Annotated in this window: 23 protein-coding genes and 3 tRNA genes; 13 read left to right on the plus strand and 13 right to left on the minus strand. The window is 58.7% G+C overall.

Annotated features, from left to right (window positions below):
- Nucleotides 1-94: 94 nt before the first annotated feature.
- The 6 genes from B2V21_RS04210 to B2V21_RS04235 form a co-directional block, all read right to left on the minus strand.
- The gene (locus B2V21_RS04210) at nucleotides 95-523 is read right to left on the minus strand and encodes a VRR-NUC domain-containing protein (RefSeq protein ID WP_286916106.1); all 429 of its coding nucleotides are present in this window, start codon (nucleotides 521-523) and stop codon (nucleotides 95-97) included.
- Entirely contained in the window at nucleotides 520-825 is a 306-nt protein-coding gene (locus B2V21_RS04215) for a DUF1364 domain-containing protein (RefSeq protein WP_286916134.1), read from the minus strand. The genes B2V21_RS04210 and B2V21_RS04215 overlap by 4 nt, the downstream gene beginning before the upstream one ends.
- Nucleotides 826-827: 2 nt before the next feature.
- Nucleotides 828-1,502, minus strand: a complete 675-nt coding sequence (locus B2V21_RS04220) for a replication protein P (RefSeq protein ID WP_286916107.1) — start codon at nucleotides 1,500-1,502, stop codon at nucleotides 828-830.
- Nucleotides 1,499-2,266 carry a DnaT-like ssDNA-binding domain-containing protein gene (locus B2V21_RS04225; RefSeq protein ID WP_286916108.1) on the minus strand — a complete coding sequence of 256 codons (768 nt, stop codon included), beginning with the start codon at nucleotides 2,264-2,266 and terminating at the stop codon, nucleotides 1,499-1,501. The genes B2V21_RS04220 and B2V21_RS04225 overlap by 4 nt, the downstream gene beginning before the upstream one ends.
- A 2-nt stretch (nucleotides 2,267-2,268) precedes the next feature.
- Complete coding sequence (locus B2V21_RS04230) at nucleotides 2,269-2,922, minus strand: phage regulatory protein/antirepressor Ant (protein ID WP_286916135.1); 654 nt, start codon at nucleotides 2,920-2,922, stop codon at nucleotides 2,269-2,271.
- Nucleotides 2,923-3,119: 197 nt separating this feature from the next.
- Nucleotides 3,120-3,341 carry a transcriptional regulator gene (locus B2V21_RS04235; RefSeq protein WP_313659195.1) on the minus strand — a complete coding sequence of 74 codons (222 nt, stop codon included), beginning with the start codon at nucleotides 3,339-3,341 and terminating at the stop codon, nucleotides 3,120-3,122.
- A gap of 154 nt (nucleotides 3,342-3,495) precedes the next feature.
- On the opposite strand from B2V21_RS04235, the gene B2V21_RS04240 reads away from it, so the two are divergent.
- The 6 genes from B2V21_RS04240 (at nucleotide 3,496) to B2V21_RS04265 (ending at nucleotide 6,350) form a co-directional block, all read left to right on the plus strand.
- Complete coding sequence (locus tag B2V21_RS04240) at nucleotides 3,496-4,164, plus strand: S24 family peptidase (RefSeq protein WP_286916110.1); 669 nt, start codon at nucleotides 3,496-3,498, stop codon at nucleotides 4,162-4,164.
- 384 nt (nucleotides 4,165-4,548) lie between these two features.
- Nucleotides 4,549-4,929, plus strand: a complete 381-nt coding sequence (locus B2V21_RS04245; RefSeq protein WP_286916111.1) for a response regulator transcription factor — start codon at nucleotides 4,549-4,551, stop codon at nucleotides 4,927-4,929.
- Between the two features lie 212 nt (nucleotides 4,930-5,141).
- A complete protein-coding gene (locus B2V21_RS04250) occupies nucleotides 5,142-5,420 on the plus strand; it encodes a hypothetical protein (protein ID WP_185793078.1) in 279 nt (92 codons plus the stop codon).
- Entirely contained in the window at nucleotides 5,417-5,731 is a 315-nt protein-coding gene (locus tag B2V21_RS04255; RefSeq protein ID WP_286916112.1) for a hypothetical protein, read from the plus strand. The genes B2V21_RS04250 and B2V21_RS04255 overlap by 4 nt, the downstream gene beginning before the upstream one ends.
- Before the next feature lie 87 nt (nucleotides 5,732-5,818).
- Complete coding sequence (locus tag B2V21_RS04260) at nucleotides 5,819-6,139, plus strand: hypothetical protein (protein WP_286916113.1); 321 nt, start codon at nucleotides 5,819-5,821, stop codon at nucleotides 6,137-6,139.
- Nucleotides 6,126-6,350 (plus strand): LexA family protein, encoded by a 225-nt coding sequence (locus tag B2V21_RS04265; protein ID WP_286916114.1) that lies wholly within the window; start codon nucleotides 6,126-6,128, stop codon nucleotides 6,348-6,350. The genes B2V21_RS04260 and B2V21_RS04265 overlap by 14 nt, the downstream gene beginning before the upstream one ends.
- On the opposite strand, the gene B2V21_RS04270 is transcribed toward B2V21_RS04265, so the two are convergent.
- Nucleotides 6,343-6,555 (minus strand): hypothetical protein, encoded by a 213-nt coding sequence (locus B2V21_RS04270; RefSeq protein ID WP_286916115.1) that lies wholly within the window; start codon nucleotides 6,553-6,555, stop codon nucleotides 6,343-6,345. The two genes, B2V21_RS04265 and B2V21_RS04270, sit on opposite strands and share 8 nt — an antisense overlap.
- Nucleotides 6,556-6,668: 113 nt before the next feature.
- On the opposite strand from B2V21_RS04270, the gene B2V21_RS04275 reads away from it, so the two are divergent.
- Nucleotides 6,669-7,958 (plus strand): DNA-methyltransferase, encoded by a 1,290-nt coding sequence (locus B2V21_RS04275; RefSeq protein ID WP_286916116.1) that lies wholly within the window; start codon nucleotides 6,669-6,671, stop codon nucleotides 7,956-7,958.
- A 66-nt stretch (nucleotides 7,959-8,024) separates the two neighbouring features.
- On the opposite strand, the gene B2V21_RS04280 is transcribed toward B2V21_RS04275, so the two are convergent.
- Complete coding sequence (locus B2V21_RS04280) at nucleotides 8,025-8,909, minus strand: hypothetical protein (RefSeq protein WP_286916117.1); 885 nt, start codon at nucleotides 8,907-8,909, stop codon at nucleotides 8,025-8,027.
- Between the two features lie 125 nt (nucleotides 8,910-9,034).
- Here B2V21_RS04280 and B2V21_RS04285 point away from each other — a divergent pair, with 125 nt between their 5' ends.
- Nucleotides 9,035-9,643 (plus strand): hypothetical protein, encoded by a 609-nt coding sequence (locus tag B2V21_RS04285; protein ID WP_286916118.1) that lies wholly within the window; start codon nucleotides 9,035-9,037, stop codon nucleotides 9,641-9,643.
- 64 nt (nucleotides 9,644-9,707) lie between these two features.
- The gene (locus B2V21_RS04290; protein ID WP_286916119.1) at nucleotides 9,708-10,571 is read left to right on the plus strand and encodes a hypothetical protein; all 864 of its coding nucleotides are present in this window, start codon (nucleotides 9,708-9,710) and stop codon (nucleotides 10,569-10,571) included.
- Between the two features lie 14 nt (nucleotides 10,572-10,585).
- Here the strand turns inward: B2V21_RS04290 and B2V21_RS04295 are convergent, their stop codons facing one another.
- Nucleotides 10,586-10,912, minus strand: a complete 327-nt coding sequence (locus B2V21_RS04295) for a hypothetical protein (RefSeq protein WP_286916120.1) — start codon at nucleotides 10,910-10,912, stop codon at nucleotides 10,586-10,588.
- Between the two features lie 313 nt (nucleotides 10,913-11,225).
- Between B2V21_RS04295 and B2V21_RS04300 the strand changes: the two genes are divergently transcribed.
- Genes B2V21_RS04300 through B2V21_RS04305 form a run of 3 tightly spaced genes read left to right on the plus strand, consistent with a single transcriptional unit; the run spans nucleotide 11,226 to nucleotide 13,118 of the window.
- Nucleotides 11,226-11,765: a hypothetical protein gene (locus tag B2V21_RS04300; RefSeq protein WP_286916121.1), complete on the plus strand. Its 540-nt coding sequence runs from the start codon at nucleotides 11,226-11,228 to the stop codon at nucleotides 11,763-11,765.
- A gap of 37 nt (nucleotides 11,766-11,802) precedes the next feature.
- Nucleotides 11,803-12,123: a helix-turn-helix domain-containing protein gene (locus B2V21_RS21555; protein ID WP_376787035.1), complete on the plus strand. Its 321-nt coding sequence runs from the start codon at nucleotides 11,803-11,805 to the stop codon at nucleotides 12,121-12,123.
- Nucleotides 12,009-13,118 carry a tyrosine-type recombinase/integrase gene (locus tag B2V21_RS04305; RefSeq protein WP_286916122.1) on the plus strand — a complete coding sequence of 370 codons (1,110 nt, stop codon included), beginning with the start codon at nucleotides 12,009-12,011 and terminating at the stop codon, nucleotides 13,116-13,118. The genes B2V21_RS21555 and B2V21_RS04305 overlap by 115 nt, the downstream gene beginning before the upstream one ends.
- A gap of 9 nt (nucleotides 13,119-13,127) precedes the next feature.
- Here the strand turns inward: B2V21_RS04305 and B2V21_RS04310 are convergent.
- The 3 genes from B2V21_RS04310 to B2V21_RS04320 form a co-directional block, all read right to left on the minus strand.
- A tRNA-Leu gene (locus B2V21_RS04310) sits at nucleotides 13,128-13,212 on the minus strand.
- A gap of 57 nt (nucleotides 13,213-13,269) precedes the next feature.
- Nucleotides 13,270-13,345 (minus strand) — tRNA-His (locus B2V21_RS04315).
- 41 nt (nucleotides 13,346-13,386) lie between these two features.
- Nucleotides 13,387-13,463, minus strand: a tRNA-Arg gene (locus tag B2V21_RS04320).
- Between the two features lie 290 nt (nucleotides 13,464-13,753).
- Here B2V21_RS04320 and folD point away from each other — a divergent pair.
- Complete coding sequence (gene folD, locus B2V21_RS04325; protein WP_282347608.1) at nucleotides 13,754-14,608, plus strand: bifunctional methylenetetrahydrofolate dehydrogenase/methenyltetrahydrofolate cyclohydrolase FolD; 855 nt, start codon at nucleotides 13,754-13,756, stop codon at nucleotides 14,606-14,608.
- Nucleotides 14,609-14,723: 115 nt separating this feature from the next.
- Here the strand turns inward: folD and B2V21_RS04330 are convergent, their stop codons facing one another.
- Nucleotides 14,724-16,469: an ABC transporter substrate-binding protein gene (locus B2V21_RS04330; RefSeq protein WP_286916123.1), complete on the minus strand. Its 1,746-nt coding sequence runs from the start codon at nucleotides 16,467-16,469 to the stop codon at nucleotides 14,724-14,726.
- Between the last annotated feature and the right edge of the window lie 33 nt (nucleotides 16,470-16,502).

Raw genomic sequence — 16,502 nt, forward strand, 5'->3', positions numbered from 1 at the left:
CCAGGGTGCCGGGGGTCGCGCAGGTCCCGCACCGAGAGGTCGGAGGCCTGGCGGCGGATCTCGGCATCGGAAAGTTTCACCGCGCGGGTCTTGCTCATGCTGCAGGCCTCGTCGGTGGGAGCATCAGGTAAGCCCGCAGCTGCTCCATGGCATCGAAGTGCCCGCGGCAGACGATGGCGAGATAACCCTGCAGGTTGAGGCGACCAATGTAGGCGTGCTGACTTGCCGAGACGGGCGCGGGATCGACGGTGGCCTTGAACTCGATGTACAGACCGAAGAAACCACCGCGCGCTATGGGCAGGACTAGGTCCGGCACCCCAGCCTTCACGCCCTGCCCTTTCAGCTTGGCGGCGACAGCCTTGTGCCGGTGGCCGCCGTTAGGAACGTGGTAGATCAGCGCGAACGCATCGGGATGACGCAGCTCGATCTCGCGCATCAGGGCGGCCTGCTCCTGGCCCTCGCGGTCGCCAGGCTTGGCGCGCACCGCTTTGGGCTTGAACAGCTTCAGCTCTGCAGTCTTCACGAAGCCACCTTCCCTTCACGGATCAGAATGTCCTGGGTGCGCATGACTCCCTCAGCGTGGAGCAGGCGGGATTCCTCTCGATCGTCACGGCGACGACTTGAGCCGCGTTCGTCGACGTAGTTGTGACAGGCCGAGCACGCCCAGGCGCCTTGGAAGTCGTTCGGCTTGCAGCCCATGCCGCTGGTACCTGCCAGGCGGTAGTGCGCCAGCACGGTGGTTTCAGGGTTGCCGTTACACACGCCGGGCACACGCACCTGGCAGTCACGGCCGCGGGCGGCCTTGGTCAATTTGGTCTGGCGGATGCTCATGGGCGTGCTCCCGATACTTTCGAACGAAGGTTTGCCAGGGCAGCACGGGCCACCTCTGGGTTGCGCGGCGCGGCCGGCGCGGCGAGCTCCGCCACCGGGACAGCACCCAGTTGCTCGCCTTTCCAGATCTTCCGGCACTGCTCCAGGTAGTGCTTTTCGAACGAGGCCATGCCCAGTTCGCGCGTGAGCAGCGGCAGGCTATGGAAACCGGCGGCGGCCGTGGCGTGGTAGACGGCCGGGTGCATCCACTTGGCATCGGCGCGCACGGCTGGATGGCAGTTGAGCAGGCCTTGGGCATAGGCCTTCTCGACACTGGGCAGACCCAGACCTTCAGGCGCAAAACACCAGCTCACGTACTCGCCGGGGGTGGGCACGAACGCCCGCTTGCTTGCGCTCACGACGCGCATTCCGTGGTCGATCTGCTCCATGCGGTTGATGCCCGCGCGCATGAACTCAGCCAGCCATTCCAGTTTGGAAGCGTTCATAACAGCCTCAGTCGGCCACGACTGGCGCCAGGCGCCACAAGCGCCGCGCAGGCGCAGGAACAGGTCGTCGATCACTCGCTGGGTGGCTGGGTCCACTGCGACGGCCCCGGGCTCGGCAGGTGCTTGGTACGCTGGCTCGGTACGGCGAGTCGCGATGAGTTCGCGGACGCTAGCTGGCTTGTTCACAGGCGAACCCCCTTGGCTGCCCAGTTGGTCGATTCTTCGCCCGTGCTGGCGCTTTCGGTGGCCTGACGCTTGATCCACTTGGCCAGGCGGTGATGCCAACCGCCGTCGGTGTCGCGGATATCAGGTTTGGCGATGTGGAAGCCCATGAACGACCCGAAGTTCTCGTCGGTGAGGGCAGTGGTGATCCCCATGATCTTGAGCTGGGCAACCAGGGCGGCGTGGTTGACGGCCCAGTTAGCGTGCATCGAGAAGCGCAGGCGACCTTCGGCGGAGACATCCAACGCTGCTGCGGCGGCCAGGTCTTGCTCAGCCACCACGTCAGAAATCTCGTGCGGCTGCTGCTGTTCGGTTAATTGATGGTTAAGTGATGTATTGGGTGCAATGGCTGCACCCCGTTCTGTCGTAGGTTGCACCCCGTTCTGTTGCTGGCTGCACCCCGTTCCCTCTTCACGGGGTGCATCTGCTGCACCCCGCTTGAGCATCAAGTCATAGACCACCGGGCGGCGGTCATGGCGGTCGATGTACACGGCGGCCAAGGCCTGGTTGCCACGAACGATGAGGCCTTGGACCTCGAGCAGATCGAGCTTCGAACGCACGGTGCGCTCGGACAGGCCAGTGTCTTCGGTCAGGGTCTTGGCCGATGGGAAAGCACCACGGCCGTCGGCGGCGGCATAGTTGGCCAGGCACAGCAGCACATGGCGCGCGCTCGAGTCTTTGCCGAGGTCGCGGCGGGACAGTGCCCAGGACATTGCTTGAACGCTCACAGCTAGGCTCCAATATTCTTCTCGGCCAAGCACGCGAGGCCTTTCGGGGTGATGAGGGGTTGGTAGGCAGCACGGTCGGCACCGGTCTCAGCGTCAGGCTTGAGCTGGGTGACCTTGTGCACCATGAGGCCGGCGGTGATGCGCGGCTGATAGGCGATCCAGCGAGTTGAGCTGCCGCGATGAAAGATCCAGCGGTTGGCCTGAAGCCAGGAAAACAGCTTCGATGGGGTGATCTGCAGATGCTTGGCCGCGTCGGTGATGCAGATAGCACCGCTGGCCGCAGCCAGGCGCTTGATCGCGGCGACCTTCGGAGCTTGCAACTGGATCACGCCGAGCAGGCGTTCGTTCTCTTCAGCCTTGTCGGCGGCCAGGCGCAAGGCCTCGACGTAGGTCGCAGGTATCGCCTGAGCCTGAGTCTCAAGTTCGCGCCAGCGGCGGATCACCTTCATACGCAGTTCGGCGCTGTAACCGGTCAGCAGGCAGTCGGTATGCTCGCGGTCGAGCAGGTACTCGGTCTGGTTGCGGTTTTGTGCGTCCAGGTAGATACGCTCAAAACTGAGCGCATCTTTTTTCAGATCGGCGAGCATGGTGGCGATGTCGCGCTTGACGTTCTTGTGAAGCTTGCCAGTCAGCTCAGCGATCTCGCGCGATGACATGACATGACGCGTCATGGTTTGGTGATCCTGAGCCAATGACGAATCATCTGGGGTATTGCGGGGGGTGATCCGAGTGTGCATAATCGATCCCACGTTTTGATGTTGAAGAAGCCGCCCTGCCAGGCGGTTTTTTTTGCTTTCGATTTTTATACTGGTTAAATCTACAGCCTTACAAAGTCTCTAGTGGCAACGCGTCATCAGGCCGATAATCCATCCACACCAGGCGGGTATAGATCCGGTCTCAACTCGTGGCGTGAAATGCCTGTGGCCTTCTCGATAGGAAGTACATGGCGCGCGGGAACCCCCCTGATCTTCCAGTAGGAAACAGCCATAGGCGTGACTCCACGTAGCTTCGCGAGAGCCTTTGCGGATCCGGCGGACAGAATTGCCCGTTCAAGCGGGGTGGACGCCATAAACATTTCGCCTCAGCGAGTAAACACATCTCAACGATACGTTTATTTAATAAACATCGCAAGCCGAGTAAACTATTCGTTTATGGAAACTACACATTCAGGCGACCGCCTAAGAGAAATAGCCCGACGTAGAGGCATTCCTGCTAAAGAAATGGCAGAAATGATGTCTATCAGCGCCCAGGCTTTGAATAACTGGTTCAACCGTGGGGTGCCGGGTAGCGCCATCTCGATGGTGACGGCGTTGTTCTGGCTGAATCGTATGTGGCTTGAGCACGGAGTTGGTGAGCCCGACGTTGCAGGTTCGCCTTGGCTCCCCGAAAAATCTGCCCGAAACGCTACGATCGGTGAACATCATATCGGCGAGCCACTCAGCGTCTGGGATGACACCACGCCGCTTGATGAGGATGAGGTGTATGTACCTTTCTTGAAGGAGGTTGAGTTATCAGCTGGCCAAGGAGTCACTGCGGTGCAGCCTGAGGTAACTCAAAAGCTGCGGTTCGGTAAAAGCACTCTACGCCGCCAAAACGTGCAACCAGACGAAGCGGTTTGTGTGACTGTATCAGGCGACAGCATGGAGCCAGTTCTTCCTCATGGGTCGACTGTCGGGATCAATACTGGTTCGACCTCTATCGTAGATGGAAAAATGTACGCTATTGATCATGCTGGGCACCTTAGGGTTAAGACCCTGTATCGTCTGCCAGGCGGTGGGATACGCATCAGGAGCTTCAACCGTGAGGACCATCCTGACGAAGAATACACAGCCGATCAGATGGAGAAGAACGAGATAACCGTTCTAGGCAAGGTCTTCTGGTCCTCAGTTCTCTGGTGACATAGCTCAAATCCCAAACCGGCCTTAGGCCGGTTTTTTTTCGCCCAAAGGAAAGCAAAACACGACCGGTAAACGAATATAAACAAAAGCGTTGACCCAAAAGTAAACATGGTGTTTACTGAGCTGGCTGGAATAAACACCAGCAGCTCTTTAACAATCCGCGCAACACGAACAAAGACGGCACCGCCTCTACGGCGACCGGAGATCAGATAGCCCCGAAAGGCTACCAACGCGAGGCGCACCTCGACGGCTGACTAGAGCAAAAGGCTCGAACCGAGTGAATGACCCGCTATGCGGTGCCAGCAGAAACCAGATTTCACTGGCTGGCCTTGGCGACAGGGCCAGACGGGAAATCGAACGAGTTACCAAGTCTGAGGAATCATCATGGAAACCATCATCAGCGGCGAATGGAAAGGCCACCTCGGACGAGGCCTGGCGCCCAAAGAGCTGCAGTACTGCATGTCCGTCGCGGCTGGTATGACGGCCAAGGAAATCGCCAAAGCGTTCGGCATCTCGCCGGGCACGGTGAAGAAGCGGCTGGACGTGGCCATGTTCAAGTTAGGTGTGCACCGCCGGGCCGCGCTGGTGGCCGAGGCCATGAAGCGTCAGATCATTTCACCGGTGTGCATCCTGCTCGCCGCGCTCATCACCATGCACGCGGTGGCTGATGACCATTCAATGCGCCGCGACCGCCGCGCGCCGGAGCGTCGTACCGCCGAGGTGCGTGTGATGCGCAAGGCCGAGGCCTTCGAATACTGCGCTTGACGGGTGCCGCTGCCATACCAGCGGCGTACTGATGGAGGGTTGGGCCCATGAAGCGATAAACCAGCGCCCGCCCAGGGCAGCACGAACCGCTCTCGTAGGGTGGTACCACTTGAGCGCAAAGCCCGGCATGTCCGGGCTTTTCTTTGGCCGTCGATATGAGCCAGCACCCTGCCCAAGGGTCCTGACCAATGCCTTCAGAAAAGGAGAAAGACATGCACCCACGTATCCAGGAGCGCAACGAAGGCCTTCAGGCCCTGCGCGCTCGCATGAACCTCGCTACCCACCAGATGTACGCCCTGATCGGGCAGGAGGCGCCCGTGCAGAAAATCCGCTACCAGGTGGTCACCAAGGGAGAGAAGGCCTATCACATCGTTGAGCTGGCCACCGGCCGGGTCCGGGGTTTCCGCTTCGCCTACAAGGCCGCGGTGAACTTCGCCCAGGAACTGGAAGCACGCGCCGACGCCAAGGCGGCCATGGCGGGTGTGCAGTGATCGGGCCGCAGCAGGATCCTCGGCAGCTCAGCATCGAGCGACTGTCGAGCCAGATCGACCAGTTCTTCGCGGCCGGCAAGTCGGTTGAGGTAGTGCCCACCGGTGTATCAGGTGAACTCATCGGCGGAAAGTCCATGGCCACCCACCATGCCAAGCTGCGCACCGAGCGCGACAAGGACGCACCGACCCTGCGCTACCTGGCCGAACAGGGTTACAGCGTGAGGGAGGCAGCAGAAGCCATGGGCACCTGCGACAAACGCATCAGGCTGATGGCTCGCGAGAACGGTATCGCGATCGGGCATCGGCTTTGAAAAGAACGATCAACCGCCGCGTGCACCAGCGTCGCCGGCACGCCTGGCTCGCTCTTCCAGCATCAGGCATCAAGAAAGGGGTAACCGATGGCGAAGTCAGCCGCACAGGCTTCGAAGGAATACCGCGAGCGCCAGAAGATGAAGTCCGAGGCGCTGGGCGTGAAGCAGATCAGCATTGACGTGGCGGCCGGTGTAGAGGCTCGTCTGGCTCAGTTGATGGTAGACCACGGCTTCGAGCAGTTCGAAGAGCTGTTCCAGACCCTGGCCCTGAACCTGTCGACCGCGCCAGCTGACCTGGTCGCATCCATGCTCAAACGCCCTGACGCGTCATCGTTTCAGATCAAACCAAAACACGCGCGTCAGCTTCGCGAGTTTGCAGAATCCGGAGGCATAGATGCCCGCCAGTAGAAAGCCCAGTAAACCCCAGCTCGAAACGCTCGAGCACATCCGCCAGTACGTCGAGAAGCATGGTTACTCGCCTACCCTGGCTGACCTTGCCGAACGCGCCAGCGTTCGCCAGAACTGCATTGCCGAGCGCCTGGGCGCCTTGGTCAAGCTCAAGCTGATTACCAAGACGCCAGGAATTGCGCGAAGCATCCGCCCAGTTGAGGCTACTTGACTGCACCAATCAGATAATCAACGGCATTTCCGGCTTCAGCCTTCATTCCGTGGTCCGAAACCCAGGTGTACATAGCATTTCCAATGATACCCGTTCTGGCCTTAGCGGCGATTTCAGTGAGATCCACCCCTGCAGCTTTCGCTTCCGATAGAAGTGCGACAGCAGCTTGCTCAATGGCAGCCGCTTTTTTTTCTGCTTCAGTCATTTCCGAACGTCCTTGATTTCCGGCCACATGCCGTGCGCCATCTATACCCCAAACCAACCCCTATTTGCCACTCACCGAGATATCGGAGGGCGGCGCCTGCAATGGAGATTGCCATGAGCTACGAGCTACACCTTGGCGATTGCCTCGAAGCCATGCGCGCCATGGCCGACAATTCGGTCGATAGCGTGGTGACCGACCCGCCCTACGGTATTCGCTTTATGGGCAAGAGCTGGGACGGCGCCGACATCGAGGAGCGCGCCGCCTACCGGGCCAGCATGCCATCGCACGCCGCTGCATGTGGCGCGACCGGTGGGCACCGTAGTGTGGCGGCCGAGGCAGGTAAGTACGACCTGACCCCGGCGGGCATGCGCGCTTTCCAGGCTTTCACGCTCGAATGGGCCACCGAGTGCCTGCGCGTGCTCAAGCCTGGCGGGCATCTTCTATCGTTCGCCGCGGCCCGCACCTACCACCACATGGCGGTAGGCATCGAAATGGCGGGGTTCGAGATCCGCGATCAGATCATGTGGGTGTTCGGCAGTGGCTTTCCGAAGTCACACAACTTGAAAGGCGAGCACGAAGGGTGGGGCACTGCGCTGAAGCCTGCGCACGAACCAATCTGCATGGCGCGCAAGCCGTTCGCGGTCACCGTCGCGGCCAATGTCGCCCTGCACGGCACGGGGGCGCTGAACATCGAAGCGTGTCGCATCGGCGTGGTCGACGCGGCCTATTATCGGAATTGCTCCGGTGATCGCGGCAGTGCTGGCACTCGATCGATCGAGGGCGCTACCAACATCCGAGCCGGCGGCGGATCTGCTGCATCGGGCCGCTGGCCTGCCAACCTGATCCATGACGGCAGCGACGTGATCGTGGCCATGTTCCCCGCCGAGGCCGGCGCAGCCGCTCCGGTCATGGGTACCGAGCCCACAGCCAACGGCTTCAGCGGACCGGTGAAGTACAGCGGTATGCGCGAGCGTGTGGCCGGTGCCTTCCACAACGACAACGGCAGCGCCGCCCGGTTTTTCTATTGCGCCAAGACCAGCCGCGCCGATCGGCACGAAGGCCTGGACAACCCTGGCTCGCAATTCAAGCAGGGCAATACGCTGCGCAAGGTCGCGCTGACCGACACCAAGGGCAACAATCACCCAACGGTGAAGCCTACCGACCTGATGGCTTACCTGCTCCGCCTGGTGACCCCGGTCGGCGGCATTGCCCTAGATCCGTTCATGGGCAGCGGCAGCACAGGCAAGGCCGCCATGCGAGAAGGCTTCAAGTTCATCGGGTGTGAACAGGACCAGGCGTACATGGCGATCGCTCGCGCCCGCATTGAACACGAGCTTGCAGCCGAGGAGCTGCGCCAGAAGGAACGAACCAAGGCCGAGCAGCAGCTTACCTTGTTCGCGTAACCCCATAACCAACTCACCCATCACAACGAAAGACTCGGACGGTGCGCAACCTATCGACAATCTTAGCTAGAGCTTCATTTTTAGATAGTCAACTGCTTCGCCAAAATATCCGTGAACAAAAGAAAAGTTTTCTTTCCCAACGGATTTCACCCAAGCCATAAATTCAGGCTCATCGGTCCCCCTTCCAAAATAGGTGAGATTGGCTGGTGATTTCATTAATGGTCCCCATATATGAGCATCTTCAGGCACCACTCTCACGCCAATAATATAAATCTCTTTGACACCTAAACATGCCTGCGCGAATAACTCCTGTTGTTGAATAACGAAGTCTGGACAGGTTTTAACCTCTTTACCCTTTGCATACAGTGACATTGCAGGCGCAAAGCTATCGTCCGTTTGACATAGGGCGAGAGATTCGGCTCTAGTTCGTGGCGTAACTGGAGCGCTTAATGCAGTACCACAGTTTACGACTTTGATATTACGAAATGAATGACCAGGAAGATCGTACCAGAAATTAGAAGACCCATGCGGCTTTATCAATCTTATACGCTTATACAGCAAATCTAGATCATAGCAAGGACTATAGCCGCTAGATGTCATTGCCTCTTCCAATAAAAGATCATAATTCAACGAAGCGAAAATTGTTTCTTTTCTGTCAAAGATTTCAAGAATCCTGCAAAAAAGACTATTAGGACTGGGAGAAAACTCGGCGAGATACTGCGCCATTTCCCTCTGAAACTGTTGTATATCGCCACTATTGCTGATAGCAAAATCAGCCATGCCCTGTTCAAAATTTTTGAACAGTTTTTTTGTCTTACGAGGCAACTTCGATGCGATGCCTGGTCTGGATGCAAGTTTTTCGAACAAACCATCGCCTAACGGCGGGGTAGGATAGCCAGCTAGCTCGCTACCATAACTTGCGCCTGCTCCTAGCAATACTAGCTTGTTCATCACCGCTCCTATTGTGAATTATAACAAGGCAATAACTTTGCCGGATGATTCCACGCCGGCCACCATCTATAGCTCACCTAACCCCAATTTGCCACTCGCCGTGATATCGGAGGGCGGCGCCTGCAATGGAGATTGCCATGAGCAAGGACACGAAGATTCTGATCCCGGAGATTCCCGGTGAATGGACAGAGCGCACCCGAAGCGGCATGAAGTGCATCTGGAACGACGGTTGGCACGGCAGGCCGCATCGAAATGGCCTGCCCTATGTCGAACTGACTGCGCCGCAGAAAGGGCTGTATGCCGAGCGCATCGACGGAGCCTGGTACTGGGTATCGGGCTGTGCCAAATGCACCGGCAGCGGCGAGCGATACAGCTACAGCGTGTGCGAAAAGCATGACGTATGCATCCGCTGCAGCACCCACCGCTCACTCTTAACAGAGTCACCGTGGGGTCATCCTGACGGCTTCATCTGCAAGCCATGCCAGGACCGTGAGGATGCTGCAGCCAAAGCCGATGCACTTGCCAAGGTCGCGGAACACGACTACGACGAGTGGGACTATAGAGCCCAGGACGAATGCAAGTGCCCGCACTGCGCAACCGTAATCCACATCGAAACAGAGGACTATGGCGACAAGGACATGAACTGCGACACTTGCGGCGGTGATTTCCAACTTCAGGTCGAATACGCCGTCACCTTCACCACCACTGTTATCGGCGAACGCATCACAGCCTAACCTCCCCCTACCTACACCTATCACGCTGAACGCCTCGGCAGGCGGGCGGCTGTCTGGAGTATCCATGAACCCCTACTACATCACCGGGCCGGCGCAGATCGGCATCAGCGGTGGCCGCACATCCGGGCACATGGTCTACAAGATCCTTGAATCCCACGGCGGCCAGCTGCCGGCAGACGTGCACCTCTGCTTCCAGAACACCGGTAAAGAGCGCGAGGAAACACTGATTTTTATTGAGGAAATGGCGCACCGCTGGGGCGTGCACGTTACCTGGATGGAGTGGTGCCGGGTCTATGGCCAGGACGAGGACGCCCCGTGGTACCGCCTGGTGGACTTCGATACGGCCAGCCGAAACGGTGAGCCTTTCGTGAAGATGCTGGACTACTTCGCACAGTACCGGAAGCAAGAAAAAGGGTTGCCAATGTGGCTACCCAACTTCTCTAACAACGCCTGCACTGCCTACCTGAAGATCAAAGTCGGCGAAAAGCACATGCGATCGCTGGGATACGAGAATTGGGATTGCGTGGTCGGCATCCGCAAGGACGAACCTGGCAGATATCACCGCATGATGGCCGCCAATGCCAAGGGCGGCTCGCGGTGGGAAAGCGTCTGTCCGTCCTATACCGCCGGAATCATCAAAGAAGATGTGGCCGACTTCTGGCAATCGCAAGACTTCGACCTGGGTATCGATTCCGACCTGGGCAACTGCGACCTGTGCTGGAAGAAAGGTGAAGACAAGCTGTTCAAGGCCATCCAGGCGGAGCCAGAGCGCGTGATCTTCTGGTCCGGCCTGGAAGAGAAGTTCAACCAGGTGTTCCGCATGGATCGACCTAGGTACTCCCACTTGGCGTGGTACGCAGAGAACTACAAAGGCCAGATGGATGCATTTGGCTACTCCGAAGATATCGACTGCTTTTGCGGTGACTAGTTGTCAGCATAGCTTTACTGAGGCCTCATGGCATTTGCCAAACCGGTTATCAAAATAGGATAAATCCAGAAAAAAGCTGCTTCTGCGAATACCCAAAATGGAGGCATCAAAGCTTCTTTCTTTTCTAATGCCGCTGACATCTTTGAAGATTCGATATAAACCGTGAATACATTAAAAATCTCTGGAAGTAGAACCATCCACGCTAAAATTAGCATCGTGACTACTATCGCAGGATAGCTTATCCATTTGGCAATTATATGGAACCGGTCGGGATATTTCAAAGCTAGGCCTGGTATTCCTACTAGCCCCCCAAAAAACAACGTTATAAGTCCATTTTCCATACATAGCTCTTTCACGACTGGGAGATTGCGGAAGCTTACCCCATCCTCTCCTTTTCCGCATTGGCAACACGAACATTAGAGTATTTGACTAAACACCCACCGCTCCTGCTCCAAGAAGCGCCAGCAGCGGTATGCACAAGCGAGGAAAAAATGAGCCTACTGGCCGCTCAATGCATCATCGTGTGGCTCTGCCTGCAACTTCCTCTGGGCATGATCCTCGGCCGCTTCATCGCAAGCGCCGACGTCATCGCCAAGTAACCCCTTCCCCCCCCATCTATGCAGCCTGCCGGTGACCGGCGGGCGAGGTATTCCTATGTCAGCAGTTCAACGGTTCCACGAAGCAGCAAACGACGCGCTTGAGCAGATCGCCGCGCGCCTCCCGGCCAAGGCAGAAATCTGCCTGGCAATCTACATGCCCGATCAACATGAATCGGACATCGTCTTGAAAGGCCCTTCCACGTCGCTCGATGAGGTGGTCTCAACCCTACGGCGTCGTGTTCTGAGTATTGACGGCGACAATGCCTACAAGCGCGACCTGTGTGACGCAATTGTCGGAGCCTTGGCCATGGGTGCCCAGAACAAGAACCCGCCGCCCTCGGATCACTGGGGCCAGCGGTTCTGGGATATCGGCCGCGAGGAGCGCGCCAGTAGCGAGCAGTTGCTGAAAGCGCTGACGACGCTCGCTCAGGTAGCAGGCGAATGCGAACAGATCGCCAGCAATTACAGTGGCTGCATTGATGGAATCTTCGAACACGGCGGTGACGATCACGAAGACCCGAGCTGCGCGATCTTTCACCGCCTGTACTACGCCATGTTTGACGCGCGAGCCGCAATCCAGAAAGCCACCAAATAAGCCACGTTCTGCCGCCAAGCGCGGCACGGAGCACCATATGTCCCTGATTTCCGTAGAGCAAGCGGCAACGGTGCTTGGCGTAAGCCGCGCGACCGCGTACCGCATGGCCCGCGACCGCCTGATACCCACTGTGCGCATGCTCAAGCGCGGGGTCAGGATCCACGCCGAGAAACTGCAAGAGATGATTGACGCCGCAGCCGCTGCTAGTATCCCCAGCGCGGGCGGCGTTCAGGAGGAAACTGAATGCCCTACAAACGAGAGGATTCGCCCTTTTGGTGGATCTGCATCACCCAACCAGATGGAAAAAGAACTCGACGCTCTTCTGGCACTGCCGACTACGCGGCGGCGAAAGCCGTAGAGCAGCAAGCCCGGGCGAATGCTTGGAAGGAAAAAGAGTGGGGCGTGAATCCGCCCCGATCGTTCAACGAGGTGATGCTTCCGTATCTGCGCCACGCCAGCCAGCACCAGCGCAGCTACGAAACAACAACTCACAGGGTAAAAGCTTTGCGCGCCCATTTTACAGGCGTGGTGATGAATGACCTATCCGGTCAGCAGGTACGAGAATACACCAGCAAGCGGATGGATGCAGGTATCTCGGCGGCCACGATCAACCGGGAGCTGGCGGCTTTGTCCGCGGCGATCAACTGGTGCAATGTGGAATACGAGTGGGGCCTGCCCAACCCTGTGAAGGGTCGAACAATGCGGGAGCCAGAAGGACGCGTGCGATGGTTGACCAGGGCTGAGGTTGAGGCCCTTTGCCGCGCGGCCAGGATTCAGCGATATGGCTTGGCCCTCGAGTGCTTCATCCGCCTGGCAGTCAATACCGGATGCCGGAAAGAGGAAATGCTGGGGCTGGAGTGGCGCCGGGTCGACCTGGTGAATGGCCTGCTGTACTTGGAAGGCCAGCACACCAAGACGAAAAAGCGTCGGAGCATTCCGCTGAACGAGGGCGCGCTGGCGGCAATCAAGACGCTCATGGCGTTCCGGGCGGAAGTGGCGCCGGCGTCACCCTGGGTCTTCATTCGCGGCAACGGCGAGCGGATGGTGTCGATCAGGACCGGCTTTGCGAAGGCATGTGAAACGGCGGGGATCAAGGACTTCAATATTCACGATCTTCGACACACCTGTGCGGCGCATCTGATCAGTGCCGGCGTTGCGCTGGCGGAAGTCAGGGATCTGCTCGGCCACTCGACGGTCATGATGACCGAACGCTATGCGCATTTGGCGCCAGCGCGAGTGCGCGATGCAGTGAGGGTACTGGATGGTTTGCGTGAACAGGGTTGTTCACGTTTTGGTCACGCTGAAAATCCAGCGCATCAAGGGGGAGCAGTGTTGAAGCTCGTAACCCCTTGATTTAAAAGATGGTGCGGACGAAGAGACTCGAACTCTTACACCTTTCGGCGCTGGAACCTAAATCCAGTGTGTCTACCAATTCCACCACGTCCGCGTGTAGCTTTTAAAGCAAAGGCGCCGGATCGGTAAGAATCGGGCGCCTTTCGGAATATGGGGTGGACGATGGGGATCGAACCCACGACAACAGGAGTCACAATCCTGTGCTCTACCAACTGAGCTACGCCCACCATATTGCGTTTACTGCGTTACTTGTGCCAAAGCTGCCTAATGGCGCACCCGGCAGGACTCGAACCTGCGACCATCCGCTTAGAAGGCGGATGCTCTATCCAGCTGAGCTACGGGCGCTTTTGAGTCTGTAGTCCTTGCAGATTACAAATCCAGAGCTTCAGTCGGTGATGACAAACAAGCCTTGAAACCGCTTGCTATGCCCTACCTTCTTCACCAGTGCTAGGCCCTGCCCGACAAGTGCGACGAATGTTATAGACGAGCCTTGGGGCCGTCAACTCTTTTTTCAAAAAAATTCATTTAATTAAAGGGCTTAGGAGGTTTCGCGAAGCAAGCGCCTTTGCCCTGGGCGTGCGACATGCGAGAATGCGCGCACATTTTCATTCCTTTTCGATGGTTAATCACGCGTCATGACTGCACAACTTATCGACGGCAAGGCGATCGCCGCCAACCTGCGCCAGCAGATCGCTCATCAGGTTGCCGAGCGTCGTCAGCAGGGCCTGCGCACGCCAGGGCTCGCGGTAATTCTGGTGGGCACCGACCCCGCTTCCCAGGTCTATGTATCGCACAAGCGCAAGGACTGCGAAGAAGTCGGATTCGTTTCCCGCGCCTTTGACCTGCCGAGCACGACTTCGCAGCTGGAGTTGGAGACGCTGATCGACACCCTCAATGCCGATACCGATATCGACGGCATCCTGTTGCAGTTGCCGCTGCCCGAGCACCTGGATGCCTCGTTGCTGCTCGAGCGCATCCGCCCGGACAAGGACGTCGATGGTTTCCATCCTTATAACGTCGGTCGCCTGGCCCAGCGCATTCCGTTGCTGCGCCCCTGCACCCCCAAAGGGATCATGGCGCTGCTGGAAAGCACCGGCCAGGATCTGTACGGGATGGACGCGGTGGTGGTGGGTGCTTCCAACATCGTCGGTCGGCCCATGGCCATGGAACTGTTGCTGGCAGGCTGCACGGTGACCGTGACGCACCGTTTCACCAAAGACCTGGCGGGCCACGTAGGCCGCGCCGACCTGGTGGTGGTCGCTGCCGGCAAGCCGGGGTTGGTGAAGGGCGAATGGATCAAGGAAGGTGCGATCGTCATCGACGTGGGCATCAACCGTCAGGCCGATGGCAAGCTGGTGGGCGATGTCGTGTACGAAACCGCCCTGCCTCGCGCCGGCTGGATCACGCCGGTGCCAGGCGGCGTGGGTCCGATGACCCGCGCCTGCCTGCTGGAAAATACCCTCTATGCAGCACAGACCTTGCACAAGTGATCTGAGCCCCTTTCGCGGCCAATGACCGCTCCTACGGAATGAGTTAATTCCCCCGCAGGAGCGGTCCGTGGCCGCGAAGCAGGCACCACGGTTCGTCGAACGCACCGCAGCGCTGCTATTTCCTTGCATCCTCCCACGACTTGACCAGTTCGGCGTAGCCCACGGTCTGGCCCTGGGGTTTTTCGTTGGCCAGTTTGGGTTTGGGCGCGCCGGGTTGGTCGAACCAGTACTGGGCATCGCGCTCGGGGTTCATCTTCGGCCCACACACCGGCTGCACCTTGCTGCGTTCCAGGCGGGTCATGATCGCGTCCTGATCCTTGGCCAGGCCGTCGAGCGCCTGCTGCGGGGTCTTCTCGCCGCTGGCCGCCTCGGAAATGTGGCTCCACCACAGCTGCGCCAGACGTGGATAGTCAGGCACGTTGGTGCCGGTCGGGGTCCACTGCACGCGGGCCGGGCTGCGGTAGAACTCCACCAGACCACCCAGCTTCGGCGCCAGATCGGTCATGGCCTGGGAATTGATGTCCGATTCGCGAATCGGGGTCAGACCGACGATGGTCTTTTTCAACGACACCGTCTTCGACGTCACGAACTGCGCATACAGCCAGGCGGCCAGACGTTGCTTCTCGGGGGTGGACTTGAGGAAGGTCCAGGAACCGGTGTCCTGATAGCCCAGTTTCATCCCCTCCTCCCAGTACGGGCCCTTGGGCGATGGCGCCATGCGCCACTTGGGCGTGCCGTCGTCATTCATCACCGGCAAGCCAGGCTTGGTCATGTCGGCGGTGAACGCGGTGTACCAGAAGATCTGCTGGGCGATGTTGCCTTGGGCCGGTACCGGTCCGGATTCGGAAAAGGTCATGCCCTGGGCTTCAGGTGGTGCGTAGGCGCGCATCCAGTCGACGTACTTCTGGGTGGCATACACGGCGGCCGGGCCGTTGGTGTCGCCGCCACGGGTCACGCTGGAACCCACCGGATGGCAGTCCTCCACGCGAATGCCCCACTCGTCCACCGGCAAGCCGTTGGGAAGGCCCTTGTCGCCACCACCGGCCATGGAGAACCAGGCATCGGTGAAGCGCCAGCCCAGTGAAGGGTCTTTCTTGCCGTAGTCCATGTGCCCGTAGATGCGCTTGCCGTCGATTTCCTTGACGTCTTCGGAGAAGAACTTGGCGATGTCTTCATAGGCGGACCAGTTGACCGGAACCCCCAGCTCATAGCCGTAGATCTGCTTGAACTTGGCCTTCAACTCGGGCCGTTCGAACCAGTCGGCGCGGAACCAGTACAGGTTGGCGAACTGCTGGTCAGGCAGCTGATAGACCTTGCCATCGGGTGCGGTGGTGAAGGAGATACCGATGAAGTCTTTCAAGTCCAGGGTCGGCGAGGTGGCTTTCTTGCCCTCGGGGCTGGCCATCATGTCGGTGATCGATTCGCTCTTGCCGTAGCGAAAATGCGTACCGATCAAGTCCGAATCGTTGACCCAGCCGTCGTAGATGTTCTTGTCCGACTGCATCTGCGTTTGTAGCTTCTCGACCACGTCGCCTTCCTGCAACAGGTCGTGGGTGAGCTTGATCCCGGTGATTTCGCTGAACGCCTTGGCCAGGGTCTTGGCTTCGTATTCGTGGGTGGTCAGCGTTTCCGACACGACGTTGATGCTCATGCCGCGGAAAGGCTTGGCCGCCTCGATGAACCACTGCATCTCCGCCATCTGCTGCTCGGGCGTGAGGGTGGACGGCTTGAATTCGGCGTCGACCCATTTCTTCGCCGCGTCCTCGTAGGCATCCGCCCATGCTGCGGCGCTCAGGCCAGCGCACGCCAGTGCGGTCGCCAGGGCAATGCTATGTCGCAATTTGTTGTTGTTCTTGTACATAGTGACCTCCTGTTTGAAATTTTCGCGCTGCGC

The sequence above is a fragment of the Pseudomonas sp. UBA6276 genome (genome assembly GCF_002438365.1).
In the GTDB taxonomy this organism is placed as follows: Bacteria; Pseudomonadota; Gammaproteobacteria; order Pseudomonadales; family Pseudomonadaceae; genus Aquipseudomonas; species Aquipseudomonas coleopterorum.

Bases quoted from the DNA above. Each gene is read 5' to 3' on its own strand.
- folD (WP_282347608.1), top strand. From the start codon at position 13,754: ATGACTGCACAACTTATCGACGGCAAGGCGATCGCCGCCAACCTGCGC.
- B2V21_RS04330 (WP_286916123.1), bottom strand. From the start codon at position 16,469: ATGTACAAGAACAACAACAAATTGCGACATAGCATTGCCCTGGCGACC.
- B2V21_RS04305 (WP_286916122.1), top strand. From the start codon at position 12,009: ATGCCCTACAAACGAGAGGATTCGCCCTTTTGGTGGATCTGCATCACC.
- B2V21_RS04230 (WP_286916135.1), bottom strand. From the start codon at position 2,922: ATGTCATCGCGCGAGATCGCTGAGCTGACTGGCAAGCTTCACAAGAAC.
- B2V21_RS04250 (WP_185793078.1), top strand. From the start codon at position 5,142: ATGCACCCACGTATCCAGGAGCGCAACGAAGGCCTTCAGGCCCTGCGC.
- B2V21_RS04240 (WP_286916110.1), top strand. From the start codon at position 3,496: ATGATGTCTATCAGCGCCCAGGCTTTGAATAACTGGTTCAACCGTGGG.
- B2V21_RS04270 (WP_286916115.1), bottom strand. From the start codon at position 6,555: ATGACTGAAGCAGAAAAAAAAGCGGCTGCCATTGAGCAAGCTGCTGTC.
- B2V21_RS04295 (WP_286916120.1), bottom strand. From the start codon at position 10,912: ATGGAAAATGGACTTATAACGTTGTTTTTTGGGGGGCTAGTAGGAATA.
- B2V21_RS04290 (WP_286916119.1), top strand. From the start codon at position 9,708: ATGAACCCCTACTACATCACCGGGCCGGCGCAGATCGGCATCAGCGGT.
- B2V21_RS04245 (WP_286916111.1), top strand. From the start codon at position 4,549: ATGGAAACCATCATCAGCGGCGAATGGAAAGGCCACCTCGGACGAGGC.
- B2V21_RS04265 (WP_286916114.1), top strand. From the start codon at position 6,126: ATGCCCGCCAGTAGAAAGCCCAGTAAACCCCAGCTCGAAACGCTCGAG.
- B2V21_RS04285 (WP_286916118.1), top strand. From the start codon at position 9,035: ATGGAGATTGCCATGAGCAAGGACACGAAGATTCTGATCCCGGAGATT.
- B2V21_RS21555 (WP_376787035.1), top strand. From the start codon at position 11,803: ATGTCCCTGATTTCCGTAGAGCAAGCGGCAACGGTGCTTGGCGTAAGC.
- B2V21_RS04275 (WP_286916116.1), top strand. From the start codon at position 6,669: ATGAGCTACGAGCTACACCTTGGCGATTGCCTCGAAGCCATGCGCGCC.
- B2V21_RS04300 (WP_286916121.1), top strand. From the start codon at position 11,226: ATGTCAGCAGTTCAACGGTTCCACGAAGCAGCAAACGACGCGCTTGAG.
- B2V21_RS04235 (WP_313659195.1), bottom strand. From the start codon at position 3,341: ATGTTTATGGCGTCCACCCCGCTTGAACGGGCAATTCTGTCCGCCGGA.
- B2V21_RS04280 (WP_286916117.1), bottom strand. From the start codon at position 8,909: ATGAACAAGCTAGTATTGCTAGGAGCAGGCGCAAGTTATGGTAGCGAG.
- B2V21_RS04260 (WP_286916113.1), top strand. From the start codon at position 5,819: ATGGCGAAGTCAGCCGCACAGGCTTCGAAGGAATACCGCGAGCGCCAG.